Annotated in this window: 20 protein-coding genes and 1 pseudogene; 11 read left to right on the top strand and 10 right to left on the bottom strand. The window is 68.0% G+C overall.

All coding sequences use genetic code 11. From position 1 onward, the window contains the following. Positions 1-23: 23 nt before the first annotated feature. The 3 genes and pseudogenes from AB4112_RS29860 to AB4112_RS29850 all read right to left on the bottom strand — a co-directional run. Positions 24-158: pseudogene (locus tag AB4112_RS29860) on the bottom strand (IS701 family transposase); the annotation flags it as partial. An 80-nt stretch (positions 159-238) separates the two neighbouring features. Then, a complete protein-coding gene (locus AB4112_RS29855; RefSeq protein WP_441724915.1) occupies positions 239-2,434 on the bottom strand; it encodes a phosphocholine-specific phospholipase C in 2,196 nt (731 codons plus the stop codon). A gap of 461 nt (positions 2,435-2,895) precedes the next feature. Beyond that, on the bottom strand, positions 2,896-3,933 hold the full coding sequence (locus AB4112_RS29850) for a LacI family DNA-binding transcriptional regulator (protein WP_441724912.1): 1,038 nt from the start codon (positions 3,931-3,933) through the stop codon (positions 2,896-2,898). Positions 3,934-4,112: 179 nt separating this feature from the next. Here AB4112_RS29850 and AB4112_RS29845 point away from each other — a divergent pair, with 179 nt between their 5' ends. The 4 genes from AB4112_RS29845 to AB4112_RS29830 all read left to right on the top strand — a co-directional run bounded on the left by AB4112_RS29845 (position 4,113) and on the right by AB4112_RS29830 (position 8,389). Beyond that, complete coding sequence (locus AB4112_RS29845; protein WP_441724909.1) at positions 4,113-5,144, top strand: Gfo/Idh/MocA family protein; 1,032 nt, start codon at positions 4,113-4,115, stop codon at positions 5,142-5,144. Further along, a complete protein-coding gene (locus tag AB4112_RS29840; protein WP_309796887.1) occupies positions 5,141-6,067 on the top strand; it encodes a sugar phosphate isomerase/epimerase family protein in 927 nt (308 codons plus the stop codon). Before AB4112_RS29845 ends, AB4112_RS29840 begins: the two co-directional genes overlap by 4 nt. Before the next feature lie 41 nt (positions 6,068-6,108). After that, entirely contained in the window at positions 6,109-7,329 is a 1,221-nt protein-coding gene (locus AB4112_RS29835; RefSeq protein WP_309796886.1) for an ABC transporter substrate-binding protein, read from the top strand. 76 nt (positions 7,330-7,405) lie between these two features. Beyond that, positions 7,406-8,389, top strand: a complete 984-nt coding sequence (locus AB4112_RS29830) for a carbohydrate ABC transporter permease (protein WP_309796884.1) — start codon at positions 7,406-7,408, stop codon at positions 8,387-8,389. A gap of 23 nt (positions 8,390-8,412) precedes the next feature. Here AB4112_RS29830 and AB4112_RS29825 read toward each other — a convergent pair whose 3' ends face one another. Then, the gene (locus AB4112_RS29825; protein WP_309796882.1) at positions 8,413-8,715 is read right to left on the bottom strand and encodes a HigA family addiction module antitoxin; all 303 of its coding nucleotides are present in this window, start codon (positions 8,713-8,715) and stop codon (positions 8,413-8,415) included. Positions 8,716-8,727: 12 nt separating this feature from the next. After that, complete coding sequence (locus AB4112_RS29820; protein WP_441724903.1) at positions 8,728-9,009, bottom strand: type II toxin-antitoxin system RelE/ParE family toxin; 282 nt, start codon at positions 9,007-9,009, stop codon at positions 8,728-8,730. 101 nt (positions 9,010-9,110) lie between these two features. Here AB4112_RS29820 and AB4112_RS29815 point away from each other — a divergent pair, with 101 nt between their 5' ends. Beyond that, on the top strand, positions 9,111-9,932 hold the full coding sequence (locus AB4112_RS29815) for a carbohydrate ABC transporter permease (protein ID WP_309796878.1): 822 nt from the start codon (positions 9,111-9,113) through the stop codon (positions 9,930-9,932). A 15-nt stretch (positions 9,933-9,947) separates the two neighbouring features. Here AB4112_RS29815 and AB4112_RS29810 read toward each other — a convergent pair whose 3' ends face one another. Both AB4112_RS29810 and AB4112_RS29805 read right to left on the bottom strand, forming a co-directional pair. Then, on the bottom strand, positions 9,948-10,757 hold the full coding sequence (locus tag AB4112_RS29810; RefSeq protein WP_309796876.1) for an HpcH/HpaI aldolase family protein: 810 nt from the start codon (positions 10,755-10,757) through the stop codon (positions 9,948-9,950). A gap of 78 nt (positions 10,758-10,835) precedes the next feature. After that, complete coding sequence (locus AB4112_RS29805; RefSeq protein WP_441724898.1) at positions 10,836-12,188, bottom strand: aminotransferase class I/II-fold pyridoxal phosphate-dependent enzyme; 1,353 nt, start codon at positions 12,186-12,188, stop codon at positions 10,836-10,838. A 118-nt stretch (positions 12,189-12,306) separates the two neighbouring features. Here AB4112_RS29805 and AB4112_RS29800 point away from each other — a divergent pair, with 118 nt between their 5' ends. Genes AB4112_RS29800 through AB4112_RS29785 form a run of 4 tightly spaced genes read left to right on the top strand, consistent with a single transcriptional unit; the run spans position 12,307 to position 15,941 of the window. Beyond that, positions 12,307-13,263 (top strand): hypothetical protein, encoded by a 957-nt coding sequence (locus AB4112_RS29800; RefSeq protein WP_441724895.1) that lies wholly within the window; start codon positions 12,307-12,309, stop codon positions 13,261-13,263. A gap of 49 nt (positions 13,264-13,312) precedes the next feature. After that, on the top strand, positions 13,313-14,206 hold the full coding sequence (locus tag AB4112_RS29795) for an ABC transporter substrate-binding protein (protein ID WP_441724892.1): 894 nt from the start codon (positions 13,313-13,315) through the stop codon (positions 14,204-14,206). Next, positions 14,203-15,180 carry an amino acid ABC transporter permease gene (locus AB4112_RS29790; protein WP_441724889.1) on the top strand — a complete coding sequence of 326 codons (978 nt, stop codon included), beginning with the start codon at positions 14,203-14,205 and terminating at the stop codon, positions 15,178-15,180. The genes AB4112_RS29795 and AB4112_RS29790 overlap by 4 nt, the downstream gene beginning before the upstream one ends. Further along, positions 15,177-15,941, top strand: a complete 765-nt coding sequence (locus tag AB4112_RS29785; RefSeq protein WP_441724886.1) for an amino acid ABC transporter ATP-binding protein — start codon at positions 15,177-15,179, stop codon at positions 15,939-15,941. The genes AB4112_RS29790 and AB4112_RS29785 overlap by 4 nt, the downstream gene beginning before the upstream one ends. A 3-nt stretch (positions 15,942-15,944) precedes the next feature. On the opposite strand, the gene AB4112_RS29780 is transcribed toward AB4112_RS29785, so the two are convergent. Further along, positions 15,945-16,376, bottom strand: a complete 432-nt coding sequence (locus AB4112_RS29780; RefSeq protein ID WP_441724883.1) for a hypothetical protein — start codon at positions 16,374-16,376, stop codon at positions 15,945-15,947. 259 nt (positions 16,377-16,635) lie between these two features. On the opposite strand from AB4112_RS29780, the gene AB4112_RS29775 reads away from it, so the two are divergent. Then, entirely contained in the window at positions 16,636-16,980 is a 345-nt protein-coding gene (locus tag AB4112_RS29775) for a hypothetical protein (RefSeq protein WP_309796861.1), read from the top strand. Between the two features lie 29 nt (positions 16,981-17,009). On the opposite strand, the gene AB4112_RS29770 is transcribed toward AB4112_RS29775, so the two are convergent. Then, positions 17,010-17,669 carry an exopolysaccharide biosynthesis protein gene (locus AB4112_RS29770; RefSeq protein WP_441724880.1) on the bottom strand — a complete coding sequence of 220 codons (660 nt, stop codon included), beginning with the start codon at positions 17,667-17,669 and terminating at the stop codon, positions 17,010-17,012. A gap of 6 nt (positions 17,670-17,675) precedes the next feature. Next, on the bottom strand, positions 17,676-17,924 hold the full coding sequence (locus tag AB4112_RS29765) for a hypothetical protein (RefSeq protein ID WP_309796857.1): 249 nt from the start codon (positions 17,922-17,924) through the stop codon (positions 17,676-17,678). Between the two features lie 316 nt (positions 17,925-18,240). Between AB4112_RS29765 and AB4112_RS29760 the strand changes: the two genes are divergently transcribed. Continuing rightward, positions 18,241-18,528, top strand: a complete 288-nt coding sequence (locus AB4112_RS29760; RefSeq protein ID WP_441724877.1) for a co-chaperone GroES — start codon at positions 18,241-18,243, stop codon at positions 18,526-18,528. Positions 18,529-18,552 lie beyond the last annotated feature (24 nt).

Raw genomic sequence — 18,552 nt, 5'->3', positions numbered from 1 at the left:
TATCGAAGCCATCGACCGCGCTTTGGGCACCAGGTGGTGACATAGGTGAGTTCGCCGTCGTCGATGCCGCGACGGATCAACAGGCCGCGGGTCCAGAGCCCGGGTGCCGGCGCGGCGTATTCCTCGGCATCGAGATCGGCAAGCGGGCGGTAGGCCCATCACCCCCTCCCGGGAGCAACGGCAACACGCCGAAGCATCGGCGTGGCGGCTCCGCCGCGCCGATGCGTTTCATCCAGGCTCAGGCGATGTTGGGCTCGCCCATGGCGGGGTCGGAGACGCTGGGGGTGCCATCCTCCATGCGGCCGGCGAAGCGGCGGGAGAACAGGTCATCGCCTTCGACCGTGACCGAGAAGTCGTACCACCGGCCCTGACGATCCAGAGGCAGATGGATGGTCGACTGGGTGTGGGCCGGGACGGGCTGCGGAGCCGGCATATCGAGGCCGGGCAGCTTGTAGGCATTGGCCCAGACGGTGAAGGCGCACGGCGAATCGCCGTTGTTGACGAGCGTCACGGCCAGGCTGGAGGCCTGGGTGTCATAGGCGACGGTCACCTCCGGCTCCGGGCCAGGGTTGGGGTCGCCTGGGATGACGGTGCCGATGAAGTGGCGGTGGAAGCCGTTGGGTCCCAGCACCCACAGATCGTATGCGCCGAGATCGGCGGCCGTGTCCCACTCCCCGGTCAGCTGCTTGCCGGCCTCGACCGAATAGCGGCGGGGGATGCGGTCGAGATGCAGCTTGTCATAGACGTGGAAGACGGCGCCGGCATCGCCGGTATTGAGGAAGTGCAGCCGCATCCGCTTGGCTGGGCCATCGGCGTCGCCATTGACGTTGAGCTCATAGGGCAGGGCGCGGGAGGGCTTGGTGCCGCGGGCCTGGACTGGAGCGCTCTGGGCGCTGGGGTTCGGCAGGGGAACCTGAGGCAGGGCCTCCTGCTGCGTCCGCCGGGCGTCGGCCTGGGCCCGGGTGATCGAGGGCAGGCTGGGCAGGCGCTCGGTGTTGGGGTCCTTGAAATTGAAGGCGGTGGTCAGGTCGCCGCAGATGGCGCGGCGGTATGCGCTGATGTTCGGCTCACGCACGCCGAAGCGCTGTTCCATGAACTGCAGGACGGAGGTGTGGTCGAAGAGCTGGGAGTTGACCCAGCCGCCCCGGCTCCACGGCGACACCACATAGCAGGGCACGCGGTTGCCCGGCCCGAACACATTGCCGTCCGGCCCCGGCTGCTTCTTGGTGCCCGGGGGAACCGGCCAGGTGAAGCGTTCGAAGGCAAGATCCTCGTCCGACACGGTGGAGGCGCCGGCGTGAGAGCCATCGGGGTTGAGGGAGTGCAAGGCCGGCGGCGGGGCGTGATCGAAGAAGCCGTCATTCTCGTCGAAATTGACGACCAGGACGGTCTTGCTCCAGACCTCCGGATTGGCGACCAGGGCGGCGAGCACCTCCTGGGTGTACCAGCCGCCCTGGACCGGGCTGGACGGGCCGGGATGCTCGGAGTAGATCTCGGGTTGGACGATCCAGGAGATCTGCGGCAGCCGCCCGGCCATGACATCGGCCCTGAACTCCTCCAGCAGTCCGCCGGCTGGCATGGTGTTGCCGGCGCCCTTGTACAGGGGCTGGGCCTTGTCCTGCGACGGGTCCCAGGGGATGAAGGGAGAACCGTCCGGGCGGTTGCCGATCGCTTCGCTCGCCGCGCGATACTGCCGGAACGAGATCAGCATGTTGTCGTCGTAATTCTCCGGCATGTTCTGATAGACCTTCCAGGAGATGCCGGCCTGCTGCAACCGCTCCGGGTAGGTCGTATAGGTGAAGCCCTCGGTCGACGGACCGCAGGTGTCCCATTCATTGACGACCATGGCGACACCCTGCCCGCTCGGGCCGTTGGTGCCGGTCCACAGGAACAGCCGGTTCGGGATCGTGCCGCCCAGCAGCGAGCAATGGTAGTTGTCGCAAAGGGTGAAGGCATTGGCGAGGGCGAACTGGAAGGGGAGTTCCTCTGCCCGGTAGTAGCCCATCGACTGGTTCTGCTTGAACTCCGGCCAGTTGGTCATCAGGCCGCTTGCCCAGGCCGCCTGGGTGTCGCTCCAGGTATGCGGGGTGCCCTTGACGCGCTGGGCATTGCCGCGCTTCTCGTCGAGGTGATAGGGCATCACCACGCGGCTGCCGTTGGACTGCTGGAACACGCTGGCGCCGCCTGGCAGCGGGATGGTGAATCGGTCACCGAAGCCGCGGACCCCGGCCATCGTCCCGAAATAGCTGTCGAAGGAGCGGTTCTCCTGCATCAGCACGACGATGTGCTCGACATCCTTGATCGAGCGTGTGGCGTTATTGGCCGGGATCGCGAGGGCCTGGCGGATGACCGGCGGAAAAGCGGTCATCGCTGCGGCGGCGCCGGCGACCGAGCCGGCGGTCTTCAGGAAATCGCGCCTGCTTTCAGACGTCATGAGGGGTTCTCCGAACAAGAGCTTGTCACCCAAAGTATTGGGCGGGTGTTCCTGGGTATTCCTGGGTCTTCTATGGCAAATCATGAGAAATCACCTCGGTTCCGAGATGAGCGGCACAGTCGACGTGAGATCACCTTATGCGGATTTGTCTTTAATCTACATTTGTTGCAAAAAAATGTCATATCTTCATATTTTAATCATTAAAGTATTTTAATAATCCCATTTCTGAAACAATAATAACTATACTTTATTGTACTATAAAAATCTGCGTAAGCCGCGAAGTCCGGCTTAAGAATTGTCAATGCGCCCTTACCAGTAACACTGAAGGATCCTATGCTGGCTACTTACGATTTGTTCATCTGGCCCGCATTTCTCATACCCCCCTATACCCTGCGCCGGTTGAATGGTGAGTTTCCGCAACCCAACCACCTTTCCCACCCTCCTCCTGAGCAGTCCCGGCCCTACCCTCCCAGGCGCATCAGGTCGCTCTCGCGCGGCACCAGCTCCAGCGGCCACAGGGCCTGGACGGTGCCGCCGCCATAGGCCTCGGCGTGGTCGGGCATGGTCGCCAGCAGCGCCTCGGCCAGCCGCACCCCGAGATCGTGCAGCGACAGCCGGAAGCAGGTCAGGGCCGGCGACAGGAAGCGGCTGGCCGGGCTGTCGATCATGCCGCCGATGATGGCGATGTCCCGGCCCGGCCGGATCCCCGCCTCGTTCAGCCGGCGGTAGACGCCGACCGCCACCCGCTCGCTGCCCACCAGCAGCGCGGTCGGCAGCGGCCCGTCCCGCAGCAGCCCCTCGGCCAGGCGATAGCCCCCGGCCTCGGTCATCTCCTCGGTCCGCACCAGCGATTCGTCGAAGCCGATGCCGTGCCGGGCCAGGGCGCGGCGATAGCCGGCCAGCAGGATATGGCCGTGCATCAGGTCGTGCCCGTTGTTGACCAGCCCGATGCGGCGATGGCCGAAACCGGCCAGCCGGTCGATCGCCACATCCGCCGCCTGCTCGAAATCGAGGTCGAGCCAGGGATGGCCGCCGCCGGATTCGCTGCGGCCGAGGGCGGCGAACGGAAAGCCCCGCTGGATCAGATAGTCGAGCCGCGGGTCGATCCGCCGGGTCCAGGGGATCAGGATGCCGTCGGCCAGGCGGCGTTCGACCACCCGGCGCAACTGCGCCTCGTGGTCGCCGTCCGGCGTGTTCAGCAGCACGATCAGGTCCAGCCCATGGCGGGCCAGCACCTCCTGCACCCCGCTGAACAGACCGATAAAGAACGGCTCGCCGTACAGCTCGGCGCCGCTGTAGGTCTGCAGCATGAAGGCGATGGCGCTGGTCGACCCCTGGCGCAGGCTGCGGCCGGACTGGTTCGGGGAGTAGCCGAGTTCCGCCGCCGCTGCCAGCACCCGGCGCCGCGTCTCCGGGTTCACGTCGCCGCGGCCGTTGAGGGCGCGGGAGACGGTCCCGATCGAAATGTTCAGGTGCTTCGCAAGCTCGCGGATTCCCAAGCGATTCTCTCCCTCCGGCGGCGACAGAGTGCAACCGAACCACCGGGTGACGCCACAAGCCGATTGACAGCCCGAATTGTCCTACACCACTATCACATCAACTACCGTAAACGTTTACGGCGACACAATCATACGTTTGGCCAAGAAACCGGTGGCCGAGACGAAGGGAGCGAAACCAAGTGCGAGCCATCCTCGTGGGATGCGGTGCCATGAGCCGCGCCTGGTTCAGCGCGGCGGCCGAGATCGACGACCTCGAGATCGTCGGCCTGGTCGACCTGGACCTGGAGCGGGCGCGGTCCCGCGCCGCGGAGTTCGGGCTGGCCCATGCCGAGATCGGCACCGATCTGGACGCCCTGCTAAACCGGCTGAAGCCCGACCTGCTGTTCGACGTGGTGGTGCCCGGCGCGCGCCGGGAGGTGGCGCTGGCCGGCTTCGCCCATGGCTGCCACGTGCTGAGCGAGAAGCCGATGGCCGACAGCATGGCGGCGGCGCGCGACATGGCCGCGGCGGCCAAGGCGGCCGGCCGGGTGCACGCCATCATCCAGAACCGCCGCTACCTCGCCGGCATCCGGCGGATCCGCCGGCTGGTCGAGAGCGGCGCGATCGGCGATCTGACCGGGGTGCATTGCGACTTCTTCGTCGGGCCGCATTTCGGCGGCTTCCGCGAGGAGATGGAGCATGTGCTGCTGCTGGACATGGCGATCCACACCTTCGACGCCGCCCGCCTGGTCGCCGGCCGGCGCCCGGTCGCGGTCTATTGCCATGAGAGCAACCCGGCCGGGTCCTGGTACGCCCATGGCGCCAGCGCCCATGCCATCTTCGAACTGGAGGGCGGCGGCGTCCTGACCTATCGCGGCAGCTGGTGCGCCGAAGGCCTGCGCACCAGCTGGGAGAGCGCCTGGCGCCTGACGGGGACCTGCGGCAGCCTGAGCTGGGACGGCGCCGAGGACTTCCGGGCCGAGGTCGCCACGGACCGGCGCGACGGCCTGTTCTTCGCCCCCGAAGCGATCGAGGTACCGCCGCTGGACCCGGCCGACCGGGTCGGCGGCCATCTCGGCGTGATGCGCGACTTCGTCGACGCCATCCGCGCCGGCACCGAGCCCGAAACCGTCGGCCACCAGAACATCCACAGCCTCGCCATGGTCTTCGCCGCGATCGACAGCGCGCGCCAGGGCCGCCGCGTGGCCATCCCGACCACCGAGGAATCATGAGCCCCAACCAGACCCCGCCCGCGCGAACCGGGCACCAGGACATCCGCATCGGCACCATGGTCCGGGCCAATGCCGACGACCCCGCCGGCTATATCAAGGCGATCATCGCCCACGGCTTCGAGAGCATCGAGCCGTTCTTCTGGCAGACGCTGGGCGGCAAGGATATTCCGCGCCTGGCCGGCCAGATCCGCGAGGCGATCGGCGACAGCGGCGTCACCATCGGCGCGCTCGGCATCTTCGGCAACCCGCTGGAGGACCAGGCGCAGGACCGCGAGACCCTGGCCGGGTGGGAGGCGCTGATCGACCACGCCCACCTGTTCGGCACCGACATCGTCTCCGGCTTCACCGGCCGGGTGCGCGGCAAGCCGCTGGAGGACAGCCTGCCGCGCTTCAGGCAAGTGTTCGGCCGGCTGGCGAAACGCGCCGCCGACAAGGGTGTGCGGCTGGCCTTCGAGAACTGCCCGATGGAGGGCAGCTGGAAGACCGGCGACTGGAACATCGCCCACAACCCGGCGGCCTGGGAGCTGATGTTCGACGCCCTGCCGGACGACAATCTGGGCCTGGAGTGGGAGCCCTGCCACCAGCTGTACTACCTGATCGACCCGGTGCCGCAGATCCGCCGCTGGGCGCCGAAGATCTTCCATGTCCACGGCAAGGACGCCACGGTGCGCTGGGACGTGGTCAAGGAGCACGGCGTGCACGGCCGCGTCCCCTTCGCCTTCCACCGCACCCCCGGCTTCGGCGACACCGACTGGACCCGGGTGATCACCGAGCTGCGGCTGGGCGGCTTCCGGGGATCGATCGACATCGAGGGCTGGCACGACCCGGTCTATCGCGGCGACCTGGAGATGACCGGCCAGGTCGAAGGCCTGCGCTATCTCCAGCGCTGCCGCGGCGGGGGGTTCGTCGCCAATCCGGGGTGAGGCGTCGCGCGGACAATCAACCAAAACAGTGGAGGAAGCTTATGACCAGGACCTTGCGACTTCTGTTGGGAACCGCCGCCCTTCTGGCCTCCGCCACCCTGGCCCAAGCCGAGCCGGTGACGCTGGAGGTCTGGACCCATGACGAGGACGAGACCAAGTTCACCTACGTCTTCGTGAAGGAATTCCAGGCCCAGCACCCCGACATCACGGTCAATCTCAAGCACGTCAACTTCGCCGACGTGGTGAACGACGCCATGCGCGCCTACGCCGCCGGCTCGGCCCCCGACGTCATCGGCATCGACAACCCGGAAACGGCGATGTTCGCGGCGCGCAACGTGCTGCTGGACCTGTCGCCCTATGTCGAGCAGTCGCAGGTCATCAAGGCCGACGCCTTCTATCCCGGGCCGCGCAACTCCTCGACCTGGGATGGCAAGCTCTTCGCCATCCCGCGTGCCTCCAACACCCTCGCCCTCTACTACAACGCCGACATGTTCAAGGCGGCGGGGCTCGACCCCGACAAGCCGCCGCAGACCTGGGATGATCTCTATCAGGCGGCGAAGAAGCTCACCGACCCGGCCAAGAACGTGTACGGCCTCGCCTTCTCCGCCATCGGCACGGAAGAGGGCACCTTCCAGTTTCTGCCCTTCATCCAGAGCGCCGGCGCCGATTACGACAGCGTCGGCTCGGACGGCGCGGTGCGGGCGCTGGAGTTCTGGCAGAAGCTGCTGGACGAGAAGCTGGCCTCGCCGGACACGCTGATCCGCAGCCAGTATGATTCGACCGGTACCTTCAACGCCGGCAATGCCGCCATGGCGATCTCCGGCCCGTGGGAGCTGCCGCGCATGGCCAAGGAGGCCAAGTTCGACTGGCGGGTCGCGCTGTTCCCGATCGAGAAGGACGGCAGCCCGCGCGCCTCGGCCCTCGGCGACTTCAACAACGTGATCTTCAAGACCTCCAAGCATCCGAAGGAGGCGTTCATGCTGCTGGAGTACATCTATTCGCAGAACCACCGGATCTGGAACGAGTTCGGCCTGCTGCCGCCGGTCCAGGACGCCAAGGCCGACTCGCCGCAATGGCCGAAGGCCTATGCCGTGTTTACCGAGCAGATGCAGTACGCCCGGCCGCGCGGCCCGAACCCGGACTGGCCGAAGATCTCCAAGGCGATCCAGACCGCGATCCAGTCGGCCCTGACCCATCAGTCGGACCCCAAGACCGCGCTGCAGACCGCCCAGGCGACGATCGACCGCGTGCTGAAGAAGTGAGGCGGATCGGCACCATCGCAGCAACACCGAGTCCCCCCTCCCCTTGTGGGAGGGGGCCAGGGGGAGGGGGTTGTCGATGACGCGCGCCCAGGCCAGCCAATCGCTGACCGATCGATCGGTCAATTCCCGCTCCGCTCCGGCGGCGCGGGGCCTCTCGCGCCTGCCCCTGCTCCGCACCCTGCGGGACGGCAGCGGCTTCGATGTCGTGCTGGTGCTGTGCGCGGTCGGCTACCTCCTGGTCTTCGCCGCCTTCCCGCTGGTCTATACGCTGGTCATGTCGCTGCAGCAGGTCGACATGTTCTCGCTGGCCTCCTTCGACCGGCCCTTCGCCGGGCTGGACAACTACCGCGACGTGTTCAGCCGGCCGGAGGCGCTGCAGATCCTGAGGAACACGGTGATCTTCGTGGTGCTGTCGATCACCTTCCAGCTCGGCATCGGCTTCGGCCTGGCGCTGTTCTTCCAGCAGCCCTTCCCGGGCGCGACCTATATCCGCGGCGTGTTCCTGGCCGGCTGGATCATGCCGGCGCTGGTGGTCGGCGCGATCTGGAAATGGATCCTGGCCGGCGATTTCGGAGTGCTGAACTACGCCCTGACCAGCCTGCACCTGACCGGCGGCAAGATCTTCTGGCTGTCGGACCCCGACTTCGCCCTGTTCGCGGTGATCATCGCCAATATCTGGCTGGGCATCCCGTTCAACATGATCCTGCTATCGGTCGGCCTGGCCGCGATCCCGCACGACCTGTACGAGGCGGCGGAGATCGACGGCGCCCGCGCCGGCCGGCGCTTCCTGCACATCACCCTGCCGATGATGCGCTCGACCCTCGGCGCCGTTGTGGCGCTGGGCATCATCTTCACGCTGCAGCAGTTCGACCTGATCGCGGCCCTGACCAAAGGCGGCCCGGCCAACGCGTCGAACGTCGCCCAGTACTGGTCCTGGCAGATGTCGTTCGAGACCTACGAGATTTCGGCCGGCAGCGTCGTCGCCGTGCTGATGATCACGGTGGTGATCCTGGTCGCGGCGCTCTATGTCCGCTCGACCGGGCAGGAGCAGCGGGCATGACGGCCGGGCAACGGGTCACCGCCTCACGCAGCCTTGTCGTGATGGGGCTCGATCGCCGCCAGCACCTCCACCAGCTTGTCGCGCGTCGTCTCGAGATCCCATTTCGACTGCATGTTCATGAACCACTGCGGATCCACCTCGAAGAACCGGCCGAGGCGCAGCGCGATATTCGCGGTGATGCCCTGCCGGCCATGGCAGATCTCGTTGATCCGGCTGCGCGGCACGTCGATCGCCTTGGCCAGCGCGTAGACCGAGAGGCCCATGGGGATGAGGAACTCCTCCTTCAGGATCTCCCCGGGATGGGGCAGCGGGATGTCGCGAACCATGATGCTGCGTCCTCAGTGATAGTCGACGAGTTCGACGTCATAGGCGTCGCCGTCCCGCCAGACGAAGCAGATCCGGAACTGGTCGTTGACCCGGATCGAGTGCTGGCCTTTGCGGTTTCCCTTCAGGGCCTCCAGCCGGTTGCCCGGCGGCACGCGCAGATCATCGAGCCGCGTGACCGTGTCGATCAGGAACAGCTTCGCGACGGCGCGACGCAGGATATCGGCCGGAACGCCCTTCACGGCGATGCCGCACGCGATGCTTTCAGTCCTGGCGTCGGCAAACGCCTTGATCATCGATGGAGCGTACTTCTTTCTTGTACGCAGCACAAGAAAAAGCGTACAGAAATCATGTCCGCTCCTGCTTTCTGCCATGCCATCGCTCGGGAGGCTGCGCGATGAGGTCGGCCAAGCCCTTCGTCCTGCTCGGCCTCGCCCTGGTCTTCGCGGGCATCTACCTGTTTCCGCTGTACTGGATGTACGTCACGGCGCTGAAGTCAGGTACCGAGATCTTCGCCTTCCCGCCGAGCTTTTGGCCGACCGACCCGCAATGGCAGTTCGGCAAGATCTTCGCCGAGCACGCGATGGACCGGTACCTGTGGAACTCGCTGCTGATCGCGGTCGGCACCACCGCGGTGGCGACGCTGATCGGCACCGGCGCCGCCTATGCCCTGTCGCGCCACCGCAACGCCTGGACCGCGGTCGCCCTGTTCCTGGTGCTGATGTTGCAGGTGCTGCCGCCGTCGCTGATGGTCACGCCGATCTTCGTCGCCTTCAACCAGGTCGGCCTGCTGGAGACGCCGCGTTTCGCCGTGGTGCTGGCCCAGACCGCCAAGGTCCTGCCGCTGTACATCGTGCTGTGCCGGTCGACCTTCCTGCAGGTGCCCCGCGAGCTGGAGGATGCGGCGCGGGTGGATGGCGCCTCGCGCATCGGCGCCTTCCTCCGCATCATGATCCCGCTGGCCCGCAACGGCATCCTGGTGGTGTCGGTGCTGATCTTCCTGCAGTCCTTCGGCGAATACGTCTATTCACGCTCGCTGATCGCGGCCGAGAGCCTGCAGACCGCGACGGTCGGCCTGTCCGCTTTCATGGGCACGAACACCAATGACTGGGGCGGGATGATGACCTATGCCGCGATCTATGTGACGCCGATCCTGATCGTCTTCGCCCTGCTGCAGCGCCGGATCGTCAGCGGCCTGACCGCGGGGGCGCTGAAGTAGCCCCCGCACCGTTCATCAGTAGCCGCCGCCCTTGGCCCCTCTCGCTCCCGCGCCCTCGCGATAGGCCTTGTACGCCGCCACCGAATCCGAGGCCGCCTGGCGCAGATAGGGCACGTCGCCGCCGCCGGTCACCATGCGGTAGTCACGGTCGAACAGCTCGGCCCAGGTCGAGGCCGAGCTGGGCACGGTGCCCAGCAGCGTGCCGGTCGGCCGCACCGCATCCTCGATCTGCTTCACCAGCGCCTGCACCCTGGGGTCGTGCAGTTCCTCCAGCAGGCCGATCGAACCAGCGAGGTCGTTGGGGCCGATGAACACCATGTCGATGCCGTCGACCTGGGCGATCGCCGCGGCCTGGGGCACCGCATCCTTGGATTCGATCTGGGCCAGCAGCAGCAGGTTGTCGTTGGCCTTGCGCATGTAGTCCGGCTCGAACCCGTAGGTCGAGGCGCGCACCGCGCCGGCGGCATAGCCGCGGCGGCCGGCCGGGGGATAGCGGCAGGCGCGGACCAGGGCCTCGGCATCCGCCGCACTCTCGATCATCGGCACCATCAGGCTGTCGGCGCCGGCGTCCAGCACGCGCTTCAGCCAGACCGGGTCATGCGCCGGCACCCGCACCACGGCCGGGGTGTCGGAGGCCTGCACCGCGCGCAGCAGGTTGATGGTCTCGTCGATGCCGCCGGGCCCGTGCTCGGTGTCCAGGATGACGAAGTCGAATCCGGCATGGGCCATGATCTCGGCCACCGTCGGCGAGCCGCTGCCGACCCAGGCGCCGAACAGCTTGTCGCCGCGCCGCAGTCGTTCCTTCAGCCTGTTGGGGCGAAACATCTAGGGGTTCCTCCTTGCTTTTGCCGGAGTGTAGGGCCGCGGCTTCTTGTCCGACAATAAGCGAGCAGCGCAGGGCAGCTAATGCGATGGCGTGAGGCCCCGCAGCCGCACCGGGTCGGCCAGCGCCAGCGCGTCCGCCACCGCCCCGACGGGACCGGTCAGCAGGCTGGTGGCGACGCGGATGTGGTCACCGGGGCGCGGGCTGTAATTGGCGCCGCGCCCGACCGCGATGCCTCGCGCCGCCAGCGTGACCAGGGCGAATTGTTCCGACCGCACCGGCATCCACAGGCACAGCCCGTCGCGATCGGGCACGGCGACGCCGCGGGCGCCGAGGGCGGCGATCAGCGCACGGCGCCGTTCGCCATAGACCTGCCGGGCGCGGTCGACCATGGCGGTGGTGTCGGGGTCGCCGATCAGCCAGGCCGTCGCCTCCTGCAGCAGGCGGCTGGTCCAGCCGGCGCCGAAGCTGCGATAGGCCTGGATCTGGGCCACGATTTCGGCCGGGCCGGACAGCACGGCGACGCGCAGGTCGGGGCCGAGCGACTTTGAGTAGGAGCGGATGTGCACGGTGCGGTCCGGGAACACCCGGCCGAGGCTGGCCGGCGGCGCGGCCGAGACATCGCCGACCCCGTCATCCTCCAGGATCAGCGCCTCGCTGCCGCCCAGGGTCTTGGCCAGCTCGGCCATGCGCTGCGGGCTGACCATCCGCCCGGTGACCGAATGGGTGCGCGGCTGGTACAGGAACGCCGCCGGCGCCTTGGCCAGCGCGGCGGCGAGCGAGGCCGGCAGCGGCCCCTCCTCGTCGCAGGCGACCGGGATCAGCTGGGCGCTGACATTGTCGAGGATGTCGAGCAGGCGCATCGCCGTCGGGTCCTCGACCGCCACCGCCGTCCCCGGGCGGATCAGGGTCTGCACCGTGACATAGACCGCCTCGTAGCCGCCATTGGCGGCCAGGAACGCCTCGGGCCGGTAGGGCCAATCGGCCCCCGCCGCCGCGGCCAGGCTGTCGAGGATCGGCACGCGCTGGTAGCTGTTGAGGCCCGCCGCCCGCGCGCCGCGGCGCAGCGCCTCCTCCAGCGGCGGCAGCAGCGCCGGGTCCGGCACGGCCAGCCGGAGGTCCAGCGCCTCGGCCCCGTAATCCGCGTCGCCGCCGTAGCGCAGGGGCCGCGGGCTGAGCTTGTCCCCGCACACATGGATGCCGGTGCGGCCGCGGCCGCTGATGACCTTGAACTTGCGCAGGTCGCTCCACGCGGTCGAGACCGTGGCGGGGCTGACGCCGAGGGCGAAGGCGAGGTCGCGCACCGACGGCAGCCTGGCCCCGACCGCGATGGCGCCGGACCGGATGAGCGCCCCGGTTTCGATGGCGATGCCCCGCATCGACCGGTCCTTCAGCCGCGCGGCGAGCCATTCGGCGGAGATCGGATCGGTCATGCGATTCTTTTGTTCAGTGTCATAACAAGCATTGTCCGGCATCGACTGAACAATTAATCGTGGAAAAAAGGGCGGGCCGCAAGACCGGCCGCGCCCGCTTCCCGACAGAGGCTTCAGGATGGCGATCGCGATCAGATTGGCCGTGCGCGACTGGGACTGGGTCACCCCGCTGGCCCTCGGCGATATCAGCCCCGAGGGCTTCACGCTGCAGATCGACCGGGTCGGCACCCTGCCGGGGGATCTGGGCAGCGACCCGAACTACGACGCCGGCGAGATGTCGCTGAGCCGCTACACGCTGGGCCGGGCCCGCGGCGAGACCGCGATCGCCGGCGTGCCGCACTTCCTGATGCGGGGCTTCCGCCACCGCTGCATCATCACCGCCAAGAGCAGCGGCCTGACCGGGCTGGCGCAGCTGGCCGGCAAGCGCATCGGCCTGACCGGCTGGCAGGATTCCGGCAACACCTGGACCCGCGCCCTGCTGCGGCGGGAGGGCATCGGCATCGGCGACGCAAGCTGGTTCGTCGGCCGCCTGTCCGCGGCGCACCCCGTCACCGACCGTCTCGGCGGCTTCGGCCGGCCCGGGCGAATCGAGGCAGTGCCGGGCGAGCGGCCGATGCTGGAGCTGCTGCAGACCGGCGAACTGGACGCCGTGTTCACGCCCTTCATGCCGCAGGGCTTCTTCGAGGCGGCCTCGCCGTTCCGCCAGTTGCTGCCCGACTTCCGCGCCGCCGAGGTCGCCTATGCCCAAGAGGTCGGCTATGTCCCCGGCATCCACCTGCTCGGCCTCAAGCCTGCGATCGTCCGCGAGCATCCCTGGCTGCCTCAGGCGCTGAGCGAGGTGCTGGATGAATCTGCCCGGCTGTGGATCGAGAAGCGCGTCAAATACGCCGAGACCACGCCCTGGATCCTGGACGAGCTGCGCCAGGTCGCCCGCGACCTGCCGACCGGTTGGGACCGCAACGGCTTCGCCGCCAATGAGGCGATGCTGGGCGATTTCATCGCCGAGCTGCAGGCGCAGGAGCTGACCACGGCCCGGCTGTCGCCGCGGGATCTGTTCCCCGCCTTGCCGTCGTGACCGGGCACGACACCTTGAACAGAACGACCACCAAACGGGGAGACAAAAAATGAACGCGAAAATCCTGATCCGCACCGCCCTGCTGGCCGCCCTGGTCGGACCCTTGCCGGCCCTGGCGCAGGACGCCCTCCCCCAGCAGAAGGTCGACGAGGCCCTGCGCGCCAAGCTGCCGAAGGAGATCCTGGATGCCGGCGAGCTGGTCTCGGTCAACAGCGGGTCGTTCCCGCCCTATGAGATCGTCGGCGACGACCGCACCCTGACCGGCGCCAGCGCCGACCTGTCGGACGCGCTGGGCCAGCTGCTGGGCCTCAAGATCCGACACGAGACGGTCAGCGGCCTGGCGGCGGTGCTGAGCGGCATCAGGGCCGGCCGCTACCAGATGGCGTCCGGCCCGATCGGCGACTTCCCGGAGCGGGAGCAGGCCAACGACTTCGTCGACTTCGTGCAGGAGTTCGTCGTCTTCGCCGTGCAGTCCGGCAACCCGACCGGCATCAAGTCGCTGGACGACACCTGCGGCCAGAAGATCGCGGTGATGGCCGCAGGCTCCGCCGAGCGGGTGATCAAGGCCCAGGCCGAGGCCTGCGAGAAGGCAGGCAAGCCCGCGCTGGAGGTCCAGTCCTATCCCGACCAGCCGACCGCGATCCTGGCGGTGCGGTCGAAGCGGGCGGACGCCTTCTTCTCGTCCCAGGCGCCGCTGACCTACTTCATCCAGCAGTCCAAGGGCCAGCTCGAGCTCGCCGGCACCGGCCAGGCCAACGGCTTCCACAACCTGTACCAGGGCACGGTGGTGCCGAAGGGCTCGGTGCTCGGCGAGGTGATGCTGGCCGGCTACAAGACCCTGTTCGACAATGGCACCTATGCCGCCGTGATGAAGAAATGGGGCCTTGAGGGCAACATGCTGAAGGCGCCGGGGCTGAACCTCGCCGGGACCCCGGCGCAGTGACCGTGACGCCCGGGGCCGCCCCTGCCGTGGTGGATGGGCTGGCGGCCGACGACGTCGCCGAAGCCCGCCTGCGCGACGTCGCCCATGCCCGCCGGCCCATCCGCTACGGCAGCGGGCTGCTCTGGGCTCTCACCCTCGTCGTGGCGACCGCGGCCGCCTGGGTGGTCGCCCGCAACCCGAACTTCGAATGGGCGGTGGTGGGCCAGTGGTTCACCGCCGGCTCGATCCTGCGCGGCCTGTCGGTGACGCTGGGGCTGACGCTGGTGTCGATGCTGATCGGCACCGCGCTGGGCCTGCTGCTGGCGGTGGCGCGGCTGTCGACCGACCGGCTGCCGCGCACCCTGTCCGGCCTGTACATCTGGTTCTTCCGCGGCACGCCGCTGCTGGTGCAGTTGATCTTCTGGTACAACCTGTCGACCCTGTTCCCGACCCTGTCGATCGGCGTCCCGTTCGGGCCGCAACTCGCCTCCTGGAAGACCAACGACCTGATCACGCCGCTGACCGCGGCGATCGCCGGCCTGTCGCTGAACGAGGCCGCCTACATGGCCGAGATCATCCGCGGCGGCCTGCTGTCGGTCGACCGCGGCCAGTACGAGACGGCCGAGGCCTTCGGCATGACCCGCGGCCGCGCCCTGCGCCGCATCGTCATCCCCCAGGCCATGCGCTCGATCGTGCCGCCGACCGGCAACCAGCTGATCAGCATGATCAAGGCGACCTCGCTGGTCAGCGTCATCGCCATGGGCGACCTGCTGTACTCCGCCCAGGCGGTCTACAACCGCACCTTCGAGGTCATCCCGCTGCTGATGGTGGCGGTGCTGTGGTACCTGCTGATCACCTCGATTCTGAATGTCGGCCAGTCCGCGATCGAGCGGTACTATGCCCGCGGCGAGCGCAATGCCGTGGCGACCAAGGGCGGGCGCCCGGCGGCGGGACCGGGCGACGCGGTCGAAGCGCCCCCGGGAGACGCACGATGACCGCGCCCCTGGTCCGCATCCGCGGCGTTCACAAATCCTATGGCGACCACGAGGTGCTGCGCGGCATCGATCTCGACGTGCGGGCCGGCGAGGTGGTGGTGATCCTCGGTCCCTCCGGCTCCGGCAAATCCACCCTGCTGCGCTGCATCAACCAGCTCGAGGTGATGAACCGCGGGTCGATCCGGCTGGGCGAGGAGCAGATCGGCTACGAGCTGCGCCACGGCCACCTGCACAAGCTGCCGGCCCGTGCCATCGCCCGGCAGCGCAGCCGCATCGGCATGGTGTTCCAGCAGTTCAACCTGTACCCGCACATGACCGTGCTGGAGAACATCGTCGAGGCGCCGGTCGGCATCCATCGCCGCAGCCGGGCCGAGGCCGAAGCCCATGCCCGCGAGCTGCTGGCCCGGGTCGGGCTGGCGGAGAAGGCAGCCGCCTTCCCGCGGCAGCTGTCCGGCGGCCAGCAGCAGCGCGTGGCCATCGCCCGGGCCCTGGCGATCCGGCCCGAGCTGATCCTGTTCGACGAGCCGACCTCGGCGCTGGACCCGGAGCTGGTCGGCGAGGTGCTGGCCACCATGCGCGACCTCGCCGGCCAGGGCCTGACCATGATCGTGGTAACGCATGAGATCGGCTTTGCCCGCGATGCGGCCGACCGGGTGGTGTTCATGGATGGCGGCGTGGTGGTCGAGGCCGGCCCGCCGGGCGAGGTGCTGGTCGCGCCGCAGCATCCGCGGACCCGGGCGTTCCTGGCGCGCTTTATCTGAGGATCAGATCAGGCCGAGCATCCGCGCGGCCAGGACCATGACGCCGAGGATGATCGCGCCCCAGGTCAGCGTGGTGGTGAGGTTGCGGATGCCGGGCAGCCCCGGCCCCGGGGGCTCCGAGCGCGCGGCCTGGCGTTCGGCGCGACGCGACGAGGCGGAGGGCAGCAGCGCCGCCAGCCGGGTGGCGATGGCCATGACCTCGGCGCTGGACCGCCCGCTGCAGGCCGTGCCGGTGATGATCTCCGCCAGTTCGCGGGTCGCGGCCTCCGGCGTCTGCCGCGCCAGCCGGCCCGCATCGGCCCAGGGGTCCCCGCCCAGCCGGCCCAGCATCGAGACGACGCTGAGCGGCATGCCGTTGGACTCGGTCCCGACATCGGCGAACAGGAACGAGTTCAGATCGGATTTCTGCAGGCGGAAAACGTCGGTGTCTGGCATCTCTCCGGGCCGTCCTCTCGGGTGGTCCATAAGTGTGAAATTTATTTCCAGATTCAATCAGTAACTGCGAATGATCATTCCAAGCGAAGCGGCAGCGGCCAACCGCAATGCTGGCCGTCCTTATCTCGCTCCTCCACCTGCTGTGCAATCTTCGGTTCCAAAATCCGTTAAAAATAAAAATAAATTCCAGAAAACACGCCTCGCATGATATATTTTTTCGTCGAAGGAAGAATGCCTTCCTTCCAGCGAAAGCATCATCATGACAACCCCAGAATGGCTGAAGCCGGCGCTGTATGGCGTCGCCTGCGGTGCCGCCGCACTTGCCATCATCGGCTTCAGCTGGGGTGGCTGGGTCACCGGCGGCTCGGCGAAGCGCATGGCCCAGGACCAGGGCAAGACCGATGTCGTCGCCGCCCTGTCGCTGATCTGCCTCGACCAGTCGAAGCGCGATCCGCAGCTGGCCCAGAAGCTGGTCGAGCTGAAGGCGGCGTCGAGCTACAGCCGCGGCGACGTGGTGGTGAAGGCCGGCTGGGCGACCATGCCGGGGACGACCGAGGCCAACGCCCAGGTCGCCAAGTCCTGCGCCAGCCAGCTCGCCAGCTAGCGGCCCGGTAATGGGTGCGGGATAGGCTCCTAGAAGAAGCCCCGCACCCAGCCCAGCTCGCCCATCGCCTGCCACACCGCGCCGGCGGCGACCGCCAGCATCAGCACCGCCACGGCCAGGGCGACGCACAGCAGCAGGCCGTCCTCCTCGAGATAGGCGATGGCGATCAGCACGATCGCCAGGGCCGGCGGGATGTTGCTCAGCGGGATCGGCGCCAGCAGCAGGGCGCCGAGCAGCAGCACCAGCACGCCGACGCCGCGCCTCAGCGCCGCGAACGGCACCGGCCAGCGGGGATGGATGAAGCCCTCGATCCGGCGCAGCACCGGCACGGCGCGGCCCAGCGTGCGCGCCAGCCCCTGGGTGCGGAAGCTGCGCTTGGCCACTGTCGCCGGGAACACCGGCCCGGCACGGCCCAGCAGCATCTGCACCGCCAGGATGCCGAGCAGCGGCCCGACCACGCCCGACGCGCCCGGCATCACCCCGAGCAGCGCCAGCAGCAGCATCACCAGGCCGAAGGAGCGGTCGCCCAGGGCCTGCACCAGCCAGCCCAGCGTCACCCGGTCGGTGCGGGCGTCGCGCAGCAGGTCGTCGAGCAGGACGGAGGTCGGGATCCGGGTCGCCATGGCCCGGCCAGGATAGCCGAGGACGCCGGTGCCGGGCGACCCTCCCGGCCCCTCGCCCGGGGGCATGGCCGGTCAGCGGCGGCCGGACTTGGGCGACTTCCAGGCGGCGTCGGCCTCGGCCGACTGCGCCGAGGACGACAGCTCGTGCTCCGGCACCATGCGCTCCTCGCTGCCGAGCACGCTGCGGACCCGGTACATCGGGCCGGAGCTCTCGCTGGGATAGCGGGCCAGCACCTTGAACGCGCCCACGGCGGATTGCCCGGACAGCGACTTGCGCGAGACCTGCACGGTGGTGCCCACCGGGAATTTGTAGTCCTTCATGACGACATTTCTGGCCTCCCGGGGGGAGCGCCGGCTGCGGGATCGGATGTGGCGGAGGCGGCGGCACGACCGGCACACCGAATTCCCGATACAGTACACGGGAATGCAGGAACAAGCCCGCCGAATCGCCCCTTCCTGTCAATAATCATTGAAAATTGTGGCAAGATCTGAAGCGTCGATTGAAAAAATGACACCGGCCTTTATTTCCCGACAACAGGCAATTCGACTTGCATGTCGGGGGCGTCATGCGCATTTGAGGAGGAGATAGTGAATTAAGCCCTATCTCCAAAAATTGATTCTCCGAAGGATTCAGCCGATGAAATTCCGCCCGCTGCACGACCGGGTCGTGGTCCGCCGCATCGATGCCGAAGCCAAGACCGCGGGCGGGATCATCATCCCCGACACCGCCCAGGAGAAGCCGCAGCAGGGCGAGGTCATGGCCGTCGGCCTGGGCGCGCGGGACGCGCAGGGCACAATCCAGGCGCTGGACGTCAGCGTCGGCGACCGCATCCTGTTCGGCAAATGGTCCGGCTCCGAGATCCGGCTCGAGGGGGTCGACTACCTCGTGATGAAGGAGAGCGACGTGATCGGCGTCGTCGCCTGATCCCGGCCGCCTTCCAGATCCCCT

This window comes from Inquilinus sp. 2KB_23 (assembly GCF_052115705.1).
Taxonomy (GTDB): Bacteria; Pseudomonadota; Alphaproteobacteria; order DSM-16000; family Inquilinaceae; genus Inquilinus; species Inquilinus ginsengisoli_A.
This window is presented reverse-complemented; position numbering and strand designations above follow the sequence as displayed.

Bases quoted from the DNA above. Each gene is read 5' to 3' on its own strand.
- AB4112_RS29855 (WP_441724915.1), bottom strand. From the start codon at position 2,434: ATGACGTCTGAAAGCAGGCGCGATTTCCTGAAGACCGCCGGCTCGGTC.
- AB4112_RS29840 (WP_309796887.1), top strand. From the start codon at position 5,141: ATGAGCCCCAACCAGACCCCGCCCGCGCGAACCGGGCACCAGGACATC.
- AB4112_RS29835 (WP_309796886.1), top strand. From the start codon at position 6,109: ATGACCAGGACCTTGCGACTTCTGTTGGGAACCGCCGCCCTTCTGGCC.
- AB4112_RS29830 (WP_309796884.1), top strand. From the start codon at position 7,406: ATGACGCGCGCCCAGGCCAGCCAATCGCTGACCGATCGATCGGTCAAT.
- AB4112_RS29825 (WP_309796882.1), bottom strand. From the start codon at position 8,715: ATGGTTCGCGACATCCCGCTGCCCCATCCCGGGGAGATCCTGAAGGAG.
- AB4112_RS29820 (WP_441724903.1), bottom strand. From the start codon at position 9,009: ATGATCAAGGCGTTTGCCGACGCCAGGACTGAAAGCATCGCGTGCGGC.
- AB4112_RS29815 (WP_309796878.1), top strand. From the start codon at position 9,111: ATGAGGTCGGCCAAGCCCTTCGTCCTGCTCGGCCTCGCCCTGGTCTTC.
- AB4112_RS29810 (WP_309796876.1), bottom strand. From the start codon at position 10,757: ATGTTTCGCCCCAACAGGCTGAAGGAACGACTGCGGCGCGGCGACAAG.
- AB4112_RS29805 (WP_441724898.1), bottom strand. From the start codon at position 12,188: ATGACCGATCCGATCTCCGCCGAATGGCTCGCCGCGCGGCTGAAGGAC.
- AB4112_RS29800 (WP_441724895.1), top strand. From the start codon at position 12,307: ATGGCGATCGCGATCAGATTGGCCGTGCGCGACTGGGACTGGGTCACC.
- AB4112_RS29795 (WP_441724892.1), top strand. From the start codon at position 13,313: ATGAACGCGAAAATCCTGATCCGCACCGCCCTGCTGGCCGCCCTGGTC.
- AB4112_RS29785 (WP_441724886.1), top strand. From the start codon at position 15,177: ATGACCGCGCCCCTGGTCCGCATCCGCGGCGTTCACAAATCCTATGGC.
- AB4112_RS29780 (WP_441724883.1), bottom strand. From the start codon at position 16,376: ATGCCAGACACCGACGTTTTCCGCCTGCAGAAATCCGATCTGAACTCG.
- AB4112_RS29775 (WP_309796861.1), top strand. From the start codon at position 16,636: ATGACAACCCCAGAATGGCTGAAGCCGGCGCTGTATGGCGTCGCCTGC.
- AB4112_RS29770 (WP_441724880.1), bottom strand. From the start codon at position 17,669: ATGCCCCCGGGCGAGGGGCCGGGAGGGTCGCCCGGCACCGGCGTCCTC.
- AB4112_RS29765 (WP_309796857.1), bottom strand. From the start codon at position 17,924: ATGAAGGACTACAAATTCCCGGTGGGCACCACCGTGCAGGTCTCGCGC.
- AB4112_RS29760 (WP_441724877.1), top strand. From the start codon at position 18,241: ATGAAATTCCGCCCGCTGCACGACCGGGTCGTGGTCCGCCGCATCGAT.